Genomic DNA, 14787 nt, shown 5'->3' with positions numbered 1-14787 from the left:
AACCCGGAAGTTAAGCTTCCCTGCGCCGATGGTACTGCACTCGGGAGGGTGTGGGAGAGTAGGTCACCGCCGGACAATCTTTATAGGAAAGGGCCCCGACGCCGAGCGTCGGGGCCCTTTCTGCGTTTCCGGCCAGAACGGCTGGGTTTCGTGCCCGTCCACCTGGACGGTGGCCGGGCACAGCCGGGCACAAGGGTTATGACTGGCGCAGGACGAAGACACCCCAGCCCAGGTAGTCACGCCCGTACTCCAGATGGGATCGCCGCGCCTGCGCGAGGAAATCGCGCATCGCCGGCGCGTCCGGATCATCGGGATTGTCACGCAGCCAGTCGCTGATCGTCCACCATTGGCTCGCGACATACCTGTCCCAGCTGTCGGGGCTGGCCAGCACCATCTCAAGCAGCTCGAAGCCGGCCGTTTCGGCGCGGTCAGCCGTACCGATCAACGAGGTGAACGAATCCTGGTCGATCTGTAGCGCGGTGCACGCCTCAGGCGGTGGTGGTGACGTCCAATAGCACTCGCCGACCAGCACGATGCCGTTCGGGCGCAGCCAGCGGCGCATGAGAGACAAGGTGCCCTCGAGGCCACCGCCGATCCAGGTCGCGCCGATGCAGGACACGACGTCGTACGACTCAGGGGTGTCCTCGTAGGCCGCGGCGTCCGCTTCTACGAACTCAATGCGATCAGCCACCCCGAGTTCGTCCGCGCGGGTTCTGGCGGCGTTCAGAAAAACCTTGCTGATGTCGACGCCGACACCCTGGACGCCGTAGTCGGTCGCCCAGCGAGCGAGGAGCTCTCCCTTCCCGCAGGCCAGATCCAGGATGCGGGTGCCGGGGGTGAAGTCGCAGATCTCGCCGAGCAGGTTGAGCTTGTCGTCCGTCAAGGGGTTCAGAATTCGGTGGCCTGACTCGGCGATTTCGTGGAAGCGTAGTGACATGCCGAGCAGTCTCGTCCACCGAGTGTTTGCGGTCCAATCAATATCGGGGTTGCGACGGGCTCGTGGACGTTCCGTGACTTGCTAGGCTGGGAGGACCGGGCCACCCCCCACGGGTGGCCTTCGTCGCGTAAGGCCCAGGGTGGGCGGCGACCAGCCACGGTGGACCGTCGTTGTGAGTCCGCTGGGTGAGCCAACGAAATGGACCAGAAGTGAACAGAGATAACGGATCGGACGGCGGACCGCGCGGGCGCGGCGACTACGGTGACAGGCGCCCTGGCGCAGGGGGCAGGAGCGGCGGCTACGGCTCTCGCGGGCGAGACTCCGGCAGCGACCGTCCGTTCCGTTCCGAGGACAGGTCGCGTTCCGACAACCGCGGTGACCGCGGGCCGCGGCGCGACGACGATCGAGATGGCCGAGGAGGGCGTCGCGAGGGCGACGAGCGCCGGCCGTTCCGGGACAGGGACGACTCGGGCCCGCGCCGCGAGGGCGGGTACCGCGGCCCCAGGCGTGAAGGGGACGATCGCGGGCCTCGGGGTGACGACCGCCGTACCTACCGGGACAGAGACGACCGCGGACCGCGTCGCGAGGGTGGCTACGGCGACCGTCGTGAGGGCGGGTTCGGCGGTGGCCGTCGCGAGGGCGGGTTCCGTGATGACCGCGGCCCGCGCCGTGAGGGTGGCTTCCGTGACGATCGGGGTCCGCGCCGTGAGGGTGGCTTCCGTGATGACCGGGGTCCGCGCCGCGAGGGCGGGTTCCGTGACGACCGAGGCCCCAGGCGGGAAGGCGGTTACGCCGGGCGTCGTGAGGGCGGGTCCGAGGACCGGGGTCCGCGTCGTGAGGGCGATGATCGCCGTACCTATCGGGATCGCGACGAGTGGCGACCGCGCCGCGAAGGCGGCTACGGGCAGCGCCGTGAGGGTGGGCCTCGGGACGGCGGCCCCCGCGGCGAGGGCGGCTTCCGTGACGATCGTGGGCCACGTCGTGAGGGTGGCTTCCGTGACGATCGGGGTCCGCGCCGTGAGGGCGGGTTCCGTGATGACCGTGGGCCACGTCGTGAGGGTGGCTTCCGTGACGATCGAGGTCCGCGCCGTGAAGGCGGGTTCCGTGATGACCGTGGGCCGCGCCGTGAAGGCGGGTTCCGTGATGACCGTGGGCCACGTCGCGAGGGTGGCTTCCGTGACGATCGGGGTCCGCGCCGTGAAGGCGGGTTCCGTGATGATCGGGGTCCGCGCCGTGAGGGTGGCTTCCGTGATGATCGGGGTCCGCGCCGTGAGGGCGGGTTCCGTGACGATCGGGGCCCCAGGCGCGAGGGCGGCTTCCGTGATGACCGTCGCGGGGAAGGCGGTTACGGCGAGCGGCGCGAGAGCGGCGACCGCGGCCCTCGTCGTGAGGGTGGCTACGGCGACCGTCGCGAGGGTGGTTACGGTGGTGGCCGCCGCGAGGGCGGGTTCCGCGACAACCGCGGGCCGCGCCGTGAGGGTGGCTCCGGTGATCGCGGCGGTTATGGCGACCGCGGCGACCGCGGTGGCTACGGTGACAGGCGTGAGGGCGGTTTCCGCGAGAGGGGCGACCGCGAGTCCCGCCCGTTCTCTCGTGAAGGCCGCGAGGAGCGTCCCGGCGCGGGGAGCCGCGCAAGGTACGGCCGGAGCGACCGCGAGGGCGCTGACGAGGCCCCGCAGCGGGAGAAGCTGCCCGAGGTGGCGCCCGACATCACGGTGGACGAGCTCGACAAGGAGGTCATCGAGGAGCTGCGTTCGCTTCCGGGCGATCTCGCCGACCTGGTCGGCCGGCACCTGGTGGCTGCCGAGCGGGCGCTTGAGGAGGACGACCCCGACCGGGCGCACGAGCACACCAAGGTGGCACGCAGGTTCGCGGCCCGCATCGGTGTCGTACGCGAGGCCGCGGGGATCGTCGCGTACCGCGCGGGCCACTTCTCCGAGGCGCTGAGCGATCTGCGGGCGGCCAGGCGGATGACGGGTTCGGACGCGTACCTGCCGGTCATGGCTGACTGCGAGCGCGGCATGGGCCGTCCGGAGCGCGCCATCGACCTCGTGCGTTCGCCCGAAGCCGAGCGCCTCGACCGGGCAGGCCGCATCGAGCTGACCATCGTCGAGTCCGGCGCCCGCCGTGACCTGGGGCAGCACGACGCCGCCGTGATCACCCTGCAGCGCCTGCCCGAGCTGCGCGACCCGCAGCCGAAGCCGTGGTCGGCGCGGCTGGCGTTCGCGTACGCCGACGCACTGGCCGACGCCGGGCACCAGGACGCGGCCACCGACTGGTTCGGCAGGGCGATGGCCTTCGACGAGGACGGGGAGACGGACGCGGCCGAACGGTACGCGGAGCTGACGGGAGCCGTCATCGAGGACGTCGAAGAGGACTTCGACCACGAGGACGACTCCGACGACACCGATGTGGCCGAGGCCGAGGTCGGGAACGTGGCCACGGTGGACGAGGAGGCGGCCGACGCCGCCGTCCTCGCCGAGGCCGGGGACCTGCTGGATACCGAGATCGCCGCTGACGACGTGGAGGAATCGTCCGAAGAGGCCGAGTTCGGTGACGAACCGGACGAGGGGGAACGCGCCTCTGCGCCCGGGACTTCGGAGGTCGATTCCGCCGAGGGCGAGGGCGATGACGACTCGGATCTCGTCACCTCGCCGGAGGAAGCTGCGGAGGCCGGAGAGACCGCGTCTGCAGGGAAGGCGGAGGAAACCGCGGTGGAGACCGTGGAGACCGCAGAGACCGCAGAGGCGGGGGAGCAGGCGGCTGGAGTGCCGGGGATCACGCCGGCGTTCATCGAGCCGAACTTCGGTGATGTGCTTGATGAGGGTGCCGAATCACCCGCGGACAAGGCGAAGAAGGACGAGGACTGATCGCTTCGGTTTCGCATTGCCCGGCGTACAGGCCTCGCCTTCCCCGTGGGTGAGGAGAGGCCGGTACGGGGGTGAGGTTTCCTCACGTACGTTGCACACCGCGCGCGGTACGCCTAGGCAGGCGTGCCGCGCGCGGCGCTTTGGCCTGTCTGTGAGGCTCGGCACGCTCAGCATGGGAGTCGAGCTCCCGTGCACGCTGGCGTATCGCGTCGGTCGAGCAGGTGTGACAGGCGTGCCCGGTGTGCCGGGCGTCAAGGCGGACTCCATGCTGGCCAGGTGGACGCCAGGCCAGGTGACGGGGCCCTGCGCCGCTGTGACCTGAGGCACAAGTTGCGGAGAGCCACCGCCGTGTGGCCTGGGGTATGCGCCCCGAGAGCCGCGGCCGTGGGGGCCGGGCATGTGCGATGGAGAGCCGCCGCCGCGTGGTTGGGGGCCATGGCGCCACGAGGAGCTGCGGCCGTGGGGTCCGGCCATGGGGCATGGAGAGCCGCCGCCGTGGGGTATGACCCGGGTAACCGCCGGCACCAGGGCGCACACTCGCAGTGCAGGCGCATGCCGTCACCCAGGGACGCGGCAGACCGTACCTGGTGCCTGCGCGGCTCCTACCTCAAGCCCTCAAGCCGCCGCCCACCTCAGGCTCGGCCAACGGCAGGAGCGCGCAGCAGTACGTGGTGGGGAGGATCATGGCGAGACGCGGTCCAGCCAGTGCATGATCCCCGCGACGTTCGACGGAGCACCGCTCAGCAGCTCGAACTGTTCGGACGTGGCCTCGTCGGCGGTCATCGCGCTGTAACGCTCCTTGGTGCGTTCCCTCACCATGGCGACGGCGTGATCCAGATCCATGCCCTCGGACCGGGCCTGCCGGGTGAGATCGACCCAGACCCGAAGCTCCTCCGCCGACCGTTCAAGCGTCTCCCTGACGGCCTCGACCGGCCCATAGTGGCTGAACAGCAACCGTTGCGGCTCAAGCGCCTCGAACAGGGCGATCGAGTCGAGCGCGGTCTTCAGATCGAAGTCCGGCGGAGGGGTCGCAGGGCGCAGATCCCCCGTCTCGGGCAGATAGACGCCGGCCGCGTCACCGACGTACAAATCGCCCGTGGCCGAGTCGACCAGCCCCACGTGGTGTTTCGCGTGACCGGGTGAGTAGTGGCTGCTCAGCGTGCGCCCGTTGCCCAGGTCGACGGCGCCGGTGTCGCCGAGGGCGACGATGCGTTCTGCCTCGGTGGGGGACAACTCGCCGAAGAGGGTGTCGAGCCGGTCGCCCCACACCATGCGCGCGCTGGCCATGAGCCGTGACGGCTCGGCGAGGTGACGGGCGCCCTTCTCGTGCACGACGACCTGCGCGGACGGGAAGAACCTGGCGATGTCGCCGACACCCCCGGCATGATCGAGATGGATGTGGGTCACGACCACCGTGGCGAGGTCGTCCGGGCCGACGCCGAGCGAGGCGATCGCGTCCCGCACCACGGGTGCCGAGGTCGAGGTGCCGGTCTCCACGAGACAGGGCCGGTCACTGAGGATCAGATAACCAGCCGTGATGCCCGAGAACCCGGCCATTTTGGTGTCGATCTCATAGACGTCGCCGCCGAGCGCGGTGATGTTGTCCACAGGCACTCCCGAGCCTCCAGCCGTTATCCCCAGAACGGCGTTCCAGCCGATCCGGCATCCCCTCATCGTAGAGAGTGATCTCCACCAGAGCATCGACAGGAGGACGATCGTGGACCGAAACGAAGTCTTGCTGGTGGGCAGGCTGTCAGCGCCGGCCGAAGAGCACCCCTTGCCGAGCGGCGACACCCTGACGAAGTGGCGCATCATCGTTCGCCGTCGCCGCCACAGACGTGGGGCGACGCTCAGCGACAGCGTCCCGTGCATCACGTTCAACCCGGAGACGGCCGCGGTCGTCCGCAGCCTCAAACCTCGCGACTACATCGAGGTGACGGGCTCGTTCCGATGCCGCGTCTACGGCCCATCCACCGGCAAGACCTGGCGTTACGAGGTGGAAGTGAGCACTGCCAAGCCGTGCGAGGGCGAGCTCCCCGGTCTGCCGGAGCCTCCCCGGCTCCCCGAGCCCGCCCTCCAGGCGACCGGCGCCGACCCGGCGCAGCTCGCCGCCCTGATACCGCGGCAGGTGCCCTACCTTGCACCCACCGGCTGATCGGGCTGGTCGGCGCGATGTGCACGGCCGGCCCTGCAGAGGCGCCGGCCGGGGGCTGAAGGGACACCGGAGGGGCGGGGCCGGTGTGGGCCGGGAGTGGCGCCTGGCTGGAGGGGCGCCGTGGCTGAGGGCTGGGTTACAGGAGCTGATGTGCGCGGGGCGGTGCAGAGGCAAGGTGGATGCGCTTGGACGCCTGCCTGGGAGCCGTTACCTCAGTCGATGGCGAATGTGCGCAGAACCAGACCGGTTCTCGGCTTCGGACCGAAGGAGGTGGATTTGCGGGGGACTCGTTCGCCACCGGCGGCGATCGCCAGCACGTCATCGACCACGAGCGGCTTGAGGATGACAGCCGTGCCGCCGGTACGGATGGCCAGGCTCACGGCGGCATCCGTGTCGTGGTGGACGATGTGTACGGTCTGGTCGTTGTCGCGCATGCCCCACACCACGGGCAGGACGAACTCGGCGAGCACGGAGGTGTTGAGGGAGTTCCAGCGGTCGGAGCGGTCAGGTGGCATGGCGCGGGAAAGCTGGACCGGGTCCGGGTCGGTGAGCAGATGTGACCCCTGCTCGCCGGCGAGCAGGAAGGCGGGCTCCGGTGCCCTCTCGAGCGCGGCCAGGCCGGCCGCCAGGTCCTCGTAGTCGTGCACCTGCCACGAGCTCTTGGCCCTGGACACGGCCTCGTCCAGGGGCAGGCCCTGGATGACCCGGTGGATGGCCTTGAGGTCGGGCGGGTACGCACGGGAGTCGACGAGCAGGGCCAGGCCGAAGTCCCACGGGCTCAGGGCTGCTTCGTCGTACGCGGGATCGGCGGTGCCCGTGCCGGCGTGCTCGCTCACACCGGCTTCGCCGGGGGCGGCGGGCGGAGCTGCTGAGCCGCCGGTAACCGGTGGTTGTCCGGAATGGGTGTCGCTGGTGGAAGTCGGATGGGGGATGTGGCGGGCGGCACGTTCCTGGCGTTGGAGGACGCGGTAGGTGGCGTACCGGTGATGCCCGTCGGCGATCAGGGCCTGGCGGTGGTGGAGGTCGGCGTTGATCGCGGCGATCTCCTCCGGGGCGGTGATCGCCCAGAGGCGGTGTGTCAGGCCGTCTTCGGTGCGCGCCGAGACGAGGGGGCGCCGCTCTGAGACCACCTCGTCCACCAGGCGCGTGGCCGTGCCGTTGTCGCCGTCGTACAGGAGGAAGATGGGCTCGAGGTTGGCCTGGGTGGTGCTCATGAGAGCGAGGCGGTCGGCGATGGGGCCGGGGAAGACGTCCTCGTGGGGGAGGATGATGCGCTGGCTCGGGTCAGCCAGGCCAACGTCGCCGATCAGGCCGCGTTGCAGAACGTCCGGGCCGCTCTGCTCGTAGACGTACAGCGCGGGTACGTCGTCCGGCACCAGGACGCCTGCGTTCAGCCAGTCCCTGAGCGTGTCCCTGGCAACGGCGTAGCGAGGCTGGAGCGGGGTTTCTCCGGTGGGGGAAGCCGCATCGGGGCGGAACTGTGGTGGAGCCGCCTGGGAGGGTGCCGCCTGGGGGAGGGCTGCTTGCGGGGACTCGGCCTCGGAGGGGGGTGCCTGCGGGGATGCTGTCTGGGAGGGGCCCGGCTCAGACGGGGCGGCGGGTGGGGCTGAGGGGTGGCCGTCGTCGGTGGGTGTGCCGGGGGAGGAGTTGCTTCGGGAGGAGCAGGGAAGGATGAGACGGACGACGTTGTTCGGGTGGGAGTCCAGAAGGACCTCTACGTCGGCGTCGGAGATCAGGTCGTACGGTGGGGAGGTCACCTTGGCGGGATCTTCGACAGCGAAACGCACGCCTCGGAAGGGCCGTAGCACCAGTCCAGCGGGTACCGGCAGTTCAGGAGTCCCCATACCGGGCATGCTCCCACAAATGCTTGCGCCTTCCAGAAGTCGCCCCATGGTTGCGGTCGTGTCCGTTCCGAGGCAGGTCGGAGCCAGGTCGCCGTACAGCGATGAAGGAGTTCTCACGCATGGGTCAGGATGGGAATGTTCATGATGAGAGCGGAGGCGCTCCCCGGGGCGGGGTGTACGACTGGTACCAGCGCGGGGTGAAGCTGCTGCAGGAGGGCAGCCCCGCTGCTGCGGCGGCATTGCTCGAACGGGCCGCGGCGGCGGAGCCTGAATCGCGCAGCATCTTGGAGGCGCTGGCGCGGGCGCAGTTCAACTCCCGGCAGTATGCGGAGGCGGCGGCCAGTTTTCGGCAGATCGTGGATGCCAATCCGGCTGAGGATTATGCCTACTTCGGGTTGGGGTTGGCGTTGTGGCGGACCGGCGACGTGGAAGGGGCGCAGGAACCGCTGGCCATCGCCGTTGCCATGCGACCGGACGAGCGGAATTACGTGTCGGCTCTGAAGAGTGTGCGTGCCACCTTGCGGGCGCGTCGGGAGATGTAGGTGGGGTGTTGAGGCTCGGGTCCCGTTGGTGAGGCGAACCGGGTCCTGTGCGGGTGCGGCGGCGCCTGCAGTGGGGGTGTAGGCAGGTTCCCTGCGAAAGGGGATCGGGTCCTTGCGCTGCGTTGCCGTTGCGGCTGTGGAAGTGACTGTGCCCTCGTCCGGGCTCCGGCCCGGCTCCCGGACCCGGCACCCCGACCCGTCTTCCGGCTCCCGGCCCTCGGCTCCTGGCCCTCGGCTCCCGGTGCCCGGACCCGGCTCCCCGTTCCCGGCTCCGGGCTCCGGCCCTTGTCTCCCGTATCCCGGCTTCCGGCCCTGGGCTCCGGCTTCCGGACCCGGCCCCTCGCCGCCCGACCCGCCTTCCGGCTCCGGCTCCGCCCTCGGCTTGCCGCCGCCTCCCGGCTCCGGCGCTGGGCTCCGACTTCGGTTCCCGCCTCTCGCCTCTCGCTTCCCGCCCTGGGCTCCGACTTCGGCTTCCGGCTCGTGTCCGTACTTGACGGGGTGGGCGTGCGGCTGGTTGTGCACGTGCCGGATGTTCGCGCCTGGGCATGGAGTGGGGCGAGGACCTGGGCTTGGCATGGTGTGGTTGCCGGTGGGCGGTCACCGTAGCTGCCCACAGCGGGCAGGGGAGGGATCGATTTGTGGCCGTACGATCCGGAAGGGGCAGGGTCCCGGGTCGTGGGCTCAGGGGGGAGGTGGGTCAGGCGTTGTGGCGCTGGGCGTTGGCGGTGATGGCGGTCCGGAGGTAGGCGGCAAGGCCTGGAGCCGTGGCGTCGAGGGAGGCGGTGAAGCGAGGGTCCGAGACGTACATCTCGCCGAGGCCGCGGTGGATCTCGTACGTGCACTCGTAGCACCAGCGGGAGATGTGGGCCCGGTGTTCCTCCGCCAGGTCCATGGCCAGGTCGCCGTCCGCGGGCGCGCCGGAGCGGAGCGCGTCCGCCAGGCGGGTGGTGATCTCGCCCGCCTCCGCCATGAAGCGTTTCCAGTCTTCCTTGGTGTAGGAGGACGAGCGGCGCATCGCGTCCGCCCATGCCCCGGTGCCGCCCCAGCGTTGCTCCGCCTCCGCCGCGTGCTCGTCGGGGTCGAAGTCGCCGAACAGTTCGGCGCGGTCCTCGGCGGTGAGGTTGAGGTTCGCCGACATGGTCATCCCTTCTCTAGGTGGGTACGAGGGCGACGCTAAAGTCTCACGCAACGTGAGAGTCAAACGGGAAGAGGCGTTGTGCTGATCGACGGCTATGACACCCTGCTGCTCGACCTCGACGGCGTGGTCTATCTGGGCAGCCACGCGGTGCCGGGGGCTCCGGCGGCGCTGGAGGAGGCGCAGCGGCGTGGTGTGCGGTTGGCGTACGTCACCAACAATGCCTCCCGCACGCCGGCGGCCATCTCGGCCCACCTGCGGGAGCTGGGTGCGCCCGCCTCGGCCGAGGACGTGGTGACCTCGGCGCAGGCCGCCGCCCGGTTGATCGCGGAGCGGGTGCCGCCCGGTGCGAAGGTGCTCGTGGTCGGCGGGTCCGGCTTGCGGCTGGCCCTACGGGACCGCGGGCTGCGGCCCGTCTCCACCGCCGCAGAGTCGCCCGTCGCCGTGGTGCAGGGGATCGCGCCCGGGCTGTCGTACGGGCTGCTGGCGGAGGGAGCGCTGGCGGTGCGGCAGGGGGCGTTGTTCGTGGCGTCCAACGCGGACAGCACCATGCCGACCGGGAGGGGGGAGCTGCCGGGGAACGGTGCCATGGTGCGGGTGATCGCGCACGCCACCGGGGTCGAGCCGATCTACGCGGGCAAGCCTGATCCGCCGCTGCACCGGGAGTCGATGATCCGTACGGGGGCGCGGCGGCCGCTGGTCGTCGGTGATCGGCTCGATACCGACATCGAGGGCGCCTCCAACGCGGGGGTCGAGAGCCTGCTGGTGCTGACCGGGGTGGCGACGGCGGCCGATGTGCTGACGGCGGAGCCCCGGCATCGGCCCACGTACGTGGGGGAGGACCTGGGGACGTTGCTCCTGCCCTACCCCGAGGTACGTGAGGGTGCTTGCGGGGGATGGCGGGCCGAGTGGCGGGACGGGGTGCTGCGTCTCGAGGGTGAGGGCAGCCGGATCGACGGGCTGAGGGCCGCCTGCGATGCCGCCTGGGCGGTGGCCGGTGCGGGGAGGGTCGAGGAGGACGCGGTCAAGCCGGTGCTCGATCGCGTGGGGTGAGCGTGATGGGTGCCCAATGAACGGCCCACGACCCAGTGCCCACGACCCAGTGCCCACGACCCAGTGCCCACGACCCAGTGCCCACGACCCAGTGCCCACGACCCACGGTCCAGGGCCCACGGGCAACGGCCCACGGGCGGTGGGTGACGGGCGGCCGGTGATGCCACTGGGCTGGTGGCGGGTGGGTTGCGGTGGGGGCGTGCGGTGGTAGGCCGGGGCGAGTGAACGGCTGCCGGTCAGGTGATGCGGTGGCTGGTCTGGCGGGTGAACTGCCAGGCTCCGACCGCCAGGAGCAGGGCCGAGGCCACCACCAGCGCCCCCAGCGACAACGGCACCCCGCCACCCCACCCCCGCAACACCAGAAGGCGCATCGCCTCGATCGCGTACGTGAGCGGGTTCACCCGCGCCACCGCCTCCATCCAGCCGGGCATGGCCGTGAGAGGCACGAAGGCGTTGCTCATGAACAGCAGCGGCAGCGAGGCGAACCCGGTGACGGCGAAGAACGTCCCGTGCGAGGGCACCGCGCAGGCCAGCGCCATCGCCGCGGCCGTGAGCGCCAGCGTGAGCAGCGCCGTGGCCGCCAGGATCGCCAGCACCCCCAGGGGCCCCGAGGCGGGACGCACGCCCAGGGCGAGCGCCACGAGCAGGATCACCAGCACCTGGGCCGAGTTCATGCCCACCTGGAACACGAACCGCGACACGATCAGCGAGCCGCGCCTGATCGGCATGCTGAGCAGCTTGTCCAGGTATCCCGTCTCCTTGTCGAACAGCAGGGGCATGGCCGCCGTCACCCCGTTGCCCACCACGGTGAACGCGATGACGCCCGGCACCGCGAAGGCGATGTAGTCGGCGGTCCCCACCACTTGTTCGTCCACCGCGCCGCCCATGCCGCCGGCGAAGAACACCAGCCACACGGCCGGCTGGAGGACGCTGAACAGCAGGTTCAGGCGTTCCCTCAGCGTCATGAGCAGCCAGCGCCGCGAGAGCGCCAGCACCTCCTGTGACCACATCAGCGCGGCTCCTCCCGCAGTGCGTGCCCGGTGTGACGGAGGAAGACCTCGTCGAGGGACTGCGCTCCCAGCGCGGCCTTCAGCTCGGCGGGCGTTCCCGTGACCACCTGGCGGCCGTGGTCGATGATCGTGAGCCGGTCGCAGAGGCGGTCGGCCTCGTCCAGGTAGTTGGTGGCCAGGAGCACGGTCATGCCGGCGTCGCAGAGGGCGCGGATGTGCTCCCACATGTGGTGGCGCGACTGCACGTCCAGGCCGAGGGTGGGCTCGTCGAGGATCAGCAGCTCCGGCCGGTGCAGCAGGCCGCAGGCCAGGTCCAGGCGTTTCTGCATGCCGCCGGAGTACTCCTGGACGAGCCGGTCGGCGTGCCGCGTCAGGCCCACGAGGTCGAGGACCTCGGCGACCCTGGCCTTCAGCCGCCGCCTGGGCACGTGGTACAGGGCCGCCTCGATCTCGGCCTTCTCCCTGCCGGTCAGCATGTAGTGACCCATCGAGGAGACCTGCTGCATCACGTAGCCGATGCGGCCGCGTACCTCGGCAGCCGCCCGCGCCACGTCGAACCCGCACACGCGCGCCTTGCCCCCGCTGGGCGGCAGCAGCGTGGAGAGCATCCTGATCGTGGTCGTCTTGCCCGCGCCGTTCGGGCCGAGGAGGCCGAAGATCTCCCCGGGCGGGATCTCCAGGGTGAGGCCGTCCACGGCGACGGTCTGCTCGCCGAAGGTGCGGCTCAGGTGCTCGACCTCGATGATCAAACCCATACTGATTCACCTGTCGCGTAATAGTTAATGAATTCATTAAATATCTGGGCGGCAGGAGGCGTCAAGCGGGCCGGCCGCCCGGGGCGGGCGGCCGGACGTTCAGATGAGCCGGCGCAGCCGCAGCAGGTCGCCGAAGCTCGCGTCGATCTTCACCCGCCCTCCGAGCAGCGCCCGCGCCAGATCCAGCTCCCCGTCGACCAGCGCGACCAGGTCATCGCTCACGATCGTGAGCTTCACGTCGGCCGGCTTGCCGTCCGCCGGCGGCTCCTGCGTGAACGGGTCCAGCCCCCCGTGGTGCAGCCGGCCGTGGAAGGTCACGTCGAGGTCGGACACCCGGCAGCTGACCGTACGCTCGACCACGTGTTTGGCGCGGTCCTCCTCGTCGATCTCGTCGAACTGCGCGACGAGCTTGGCCAGTGCCGCCCGGCACTCCTCGACGCTTGCCATGATGCGCATCCTTTCTTCCCTTTGCGGACGGTAGCGTTCCACATCAGTAGCACCCCCGTATGTGCTTCAACGCGTGACACGCCTGCCAAGGTCCCGGGTGCTCGCGGGAGGCGTTACGGTCGAGTCATGAGTGTGGTGCCGGAGGAGACCGGTGACGAGCGGGTCGACGCCGTCGTGGCCCGCCTCGGCCGGCTGGGCGAGCTGCCGGTGAGCGAGCACGTCGCGGTCTTCGACGAGGCGTTCTCCGAGCTGGAGGGCGCGCTGGCCGCCGTGGACGAGACGACTCGTGAGGAGTCGGCGGACGCGGGGCGCCGGTGAGCCGCAGGATCCGTCTCGACAGCGAGCTCGTCCGCCGCGGCATGGCCCGATCGCGTGAGCAGGCCGCGCAGCTCATCGAGGCCGGCCGGGTGAGCGTCGGCGGGCAGCGGGCGCGCAAGCCCGCCACCCAGGTCGACACCGCCTCCGCCATCGTCGTGGCCGCCTCCGACGACGGGCCCGACTACGTCTCGCGCGGAGCGCACAAGCTGCTCGGCGCGCTCGACGCGTTCGAGGCCCTGAAGGTGGCGGGCCGCCGCTGCCTCGACGCGGGCGCGTCCACGGGCGGGTTCACCGACGTGCTGCTGCGCCGCGGGGCCGGCCACGTGCTCGCCGTCGACGTCGGTTACGGGCAGCTCGCCTGGTCGCTGCGCAACGACGAGCGGGTGACGGTCATGGAGCGCGTCAACGTGCGCGACCTCACCCCCGAGATGGTCGGCGAGCCGCCCACGCTGATCGTGGGCGACCTGTCGTTCATCTCGCTGCGGCTGGTGCTGCCCGCGCTGGCCGGCGTCGCCGCGCCGAGCGCCGACTTCGTGATGCTGGTCAAGCCGCAGTTCGAGGTGGGCAAGGACCTCGTCGGGGCGGGCGGCGTCGTACGGGACCCCGAGCTGCGCGCTCGCTCCGTGCGCGACGCCGCGGCCAAGGCACTGGAGCTGGGGCTGAGCGTGCGCGGCGTGACCGCCAGCCCGCTGCCGGGGCCGTCGGGAAATGTGGAATATCTGCTCTGGCTGGGCAAGGGGGAGGGCGCGCCGCAGGTCGCCGACCTCGACGCCGAGATCCAGCGTGCCGTCGCGGAAGGGCCGCAATGAATCGGACCGTGCTGGTCGCCGTGCACACCGGGCGCGGCGCCGCCATCGAGAGCGCCCGGCTGGTCATCAACCGGCTGGTCGACGCCGGCATCACCGTCAGGGTGCTGGACACCGAGTGCGCGGACATCGGCTGTGACAAGGCCGACGCGGTGCCCGCCGACCCCGGCGCCGCCAAGGACGCCGAGGTCATGATCGTGCTCGGCGGCGACGGGTCGCTGCTGCGCGCCGCCGAGATGGCCCGGCCCGCGGGCACGCCGCTGCTGGGCGTGAACCTGGGGCACGTCGGGTTCCTGGCCGAGGCCGAGGTCGCCGACCTGTCGGCGGCGGTCGACAGCGTCGTGGCCGGCCGCTACGACGTCGAGGAGCGCATGACGGTCGATGTTCTCGCCAGGCAGAACGGCCGGGTCCTGGCCGACACCTGGGCGCTGAACGAGGCCACCGTCGAGAAGCAGGAGCGCATGCTGGAGGTGGTCGCCGAGATCGACGGCCGGCCGCTGTCCAGGTGGGGATGCGACGGGGTGATCTGCGCCACTCCCACCGGCTCCACCGCGTACGCCTTCTCCGCCGGCGGCCCCGTCGTCTGGCCCGAGGTCGAGGCGCTGCTCATGGTGCCCATCAGCGCGCACGCGCTGTTCGCCAAGCCGCTGGTCGTCTCGCCCCGTTCCACGCTGGCCGTCGAGATCCTGCCGGACACCCCTGGCGGGGTTCTGTGGTGTGATGGGAGGCGTAGATTCGAACTCCCGTCCGGGACCCGGGTGGAGGTTCGCAAGGGCGCCGAGCCCGTACGCCTGGCGCGGCTGCACGGCGTGGAGAGCACCGGAGCACCCTTCACCGACCGGCTGGTGGCCAAGTTCGAGCTTCCCGTCCAGGGGTGGCGCGGAAGGGCGCGACCCTGAGTGAATGGAGGGCGGA

The 14787-nt window shown here is 70.8% G+C and carries 15 protein-coding genes; 7 read left to right on the top strand and 8 right to left on the bottom strand.

The genetic code is table 11. From position 1 onward, the window contains the following. Positions 1–196 precede the first annotated feature (196 nt). Both ACBJ32_RS51250 and ACBJ32_RS51245 read right to left on the bottom strand, forming a co-directional pair. A complete protein-coding gene (locus tag ACBJ32_RS51250) occupies positions 197–883 on the bottom strand; it encodes a methyltransferase domain-containing protein (protein ID WP_375133112.1) in 687 nt (228 codons plus the stop codon). A gap of 5 nt (positions 884–888) precedes the next feature. Beyond that, positions 889–2730, bottom strand: a complete 1842-nt coding sequence (locus tag ACBJ32_RS51245) for a hypothetical protein (protein ID WP_375133111.1) — start codon at positions 2728–2730, stop codon at positions 889–891. On the opposite strand from ACBJ32_RS51245, the gene ACBJ32_RS51240 reads away from it, so the two are divergent. Continuing rightward, positions 2635–3807, top strand: coding sequence for a hypothetical protein (locus ACBJ32_RS51240; protein WP_375133110.1), 1173 nt, complete (start codon positions 2635–2637; stop codon positions 3805–3807). The genes ACBJ32_RS51245 and ACBJ32_RS51240 overlap by 96 nt on opposite strands. A 681-nt stretch (positions 3808–4488) precedes the next feature. Here ACBJ32_RS51240 and ACBJ32_RS51235 read toward each other — a convergent pair. Continuing rightward, complete coding sequence (locus ACBJ32_RS51235; RefSeq protein WP_357879743.1) at positions 4489–5415, bottom strand: MBL fold metallo-hydrolase; 927 nt, start codon at positions 5413–5415, stop codon at positions 4489–4491. 109 nt (positions 5416–5524) lie between these two features. Between ACBJ32_RS51235 and ACBJ32_RS51230 the strand changes: the two genes are divergently transcribed. Next, positions 5525–5962, top strand: a complete 438-nt coding sequence (locus ACBJ32_RS51230) for a single-stranded DNA-binding protein (RefSeq protein WP_375133109.1) — start codon at positions 5525–5527, stop codon at positions 5960–5962. A gap of 212 nt (positions 5963–6174) precedes the next feature. On the opposite strand, the gene ACBJ32_RS51225 is transcribed toward ACBJ32_RS51230, so the two are convergent. Further along, a complete protein-coding gene (locus ACBJ32_RS51225) occupies positions 6175–7806 on the bottom strand; it encodes a DUF1015 family protein (RefSeq protein ID WP_375133108.1) in 1632 nt (543 codons plus the stop codon). A 119-nt stretch (positions 7807–7925) separates the two neighbouring features. Here ACBJ32_RS51225 and ACBJ32_RS51220 point away from each other — a divergent pair, with 119 nt between their 5' ends. Next, positions 7926–8348 (top strand): tetratricopeptide repeat protein, encoded by a 423-nt coding sequence (locus tag ACBJ32_RS51220; protein ID WP_357879766.1) that lies wholly within the window; start codon positions 7926–7928, stop codon positions 8346–8348. A 697-nt stretch (positions 8349–9045) separates the two neighbouring features. On the opposite strand, the gene ACBJ32_RS51215 is transcribed toward ACBJ32_RS51220, so the two are convergent. Next, positions 9046–9486, bottom strand: coding sequence for a TipAS antibiotic-recognition domain-containing protein (locus tag ACBJ32_RS51215; protein WP_375133107.1), 441 nt, complete (start codon positions 9484–9486; stop codon positions 9046–9048). A 78-nt stretch (positions 9487–9564) separates the two neighbouring features. Here ACBJ32_RS51215 and ACBJ32_RS51210 point away from each other — a divergent pair, with 78 nt between their 5' ends. Next, the gene (locus tag ACBJ32_RS51210) at positions 9565–10536 is read left to right on the top strand and encodes an HAD-IIA family hydrolase (RefSeq protein WP_375133106.1); all 972 of its coding nucleotides are present in this window, start codon (positions 9565–9567) and stop codon (positions 10534–10536) included. Between the two features lie 236 nt (positions 10537–10772). Here ACBJ32_RS51210 and ACBJ32_RS51205 read toward each other — a convergent pair whose 3' ends face one another. The 3 genes from ACBJ32_RS51205 to ACBJ32_RS51195 all read right to left on the bottom strand — a co-directional run bounded on the left by ACBJ32_RS51205 (position 10773) and on the right by ACBJ32_RS51195 (position 12748). Then, entirely contained in the window at positions 10773–11546 is a 774-nt protein-coding gene (locus ACBJ32_RS51205) for an ABC transporter permease (protein WP_375133105.1), read from the bottom strand. Further along, positions 11546–12301, bottom strand: coding sequence for an ABC transporter ATP-binding protein (locus tag ACBJ32_RS51200; protein WP_375133104.1), 756 nt, complete (start codon positions 12299–12301; stop codon positions 11546–11548). Before ACBJ32_RS51200 ends, ACBJ32_RS51205 begins: the two co-directional genes overlap by 1 nt. Before the next feature lie 99 nt (positions 12302–12400). Further along, positions 12401–12748 (bottom strand): SCP2 sterol-binding domain-containing protein, encoded by a 348-nt coding sequence (locus ACBJ32_RS51195; protein ID WP_357879721.1) that lies wholly within the window; start codon positions 12746–12748, stop codon positions 12401–12403. A 126-nt stretch (positions 12749–12874) separates the two neighbouring features. On the opposite strand from ACBJ32_RS51195, the gene ACBJ32_RS51190 reads away from it, so the two are divergent. The 3 genes from ACBJ32_RS51190 to ACBJ32_RS51180 are packed head-to-tail and all read left to right on the top strand — an operon-like array spanning position 12875 to position 14771. Next, complete coding sequence (locus ACBJ32_RS51190) at positions 12875–13066, top strand: hypothetical protein (protein WP_375133103.1); 192 nt, start codon at positions 12875–12877, stop codon at positions 13064–13066. Continuing rightward, the gene (locus ACBJ32_RS51185) at positions 13063–13875 is read left to right on the top strand and encodes a TlyA family RNA methyltransferase (protein ID WP_375133102.1); all 813 of its coding nucleotides are present in this window, start codon (positions 13063–13065) and stop codon (positions 13873–13875) included. The genes ACBJ32_RS51190 and ACBJ32_RS51185 overlap by 4 nt, the downstream gene beginning before the upstream one ends. Further along, the gene (locus tag ACBJ32_RS51180; protein ID WP_375133101.1) at positions 13872–14771 is read left to right on the top strand and encodes an NAD kinase; all 900 of its coding nucleotides are present in this window, start codon (positions 13872–13874) and stop codon (positions 14769–14771) included. Before ACBJ32_RS51185 ends, ACBJ32_RS51180 begins: the two co-directional genes overlap by 4 nt. Positions 14772–14787: the final 16 nt, after the last annotated feature.

Origin of the sequence: Nonomuraea sp. GTA35, assembly GCF_041950525.1 — a bacterium.
In the GTDB taxonomy this organism is placed as follows: domain Bacteria; phylum Actinomycetota; class Actinomycetes; order Streptosporangiales; family Streptosporangiaceae; genus Nonomuraea.
This window is presented reverse-complemented; position numbering and strand designations above follow the sequence as displayed.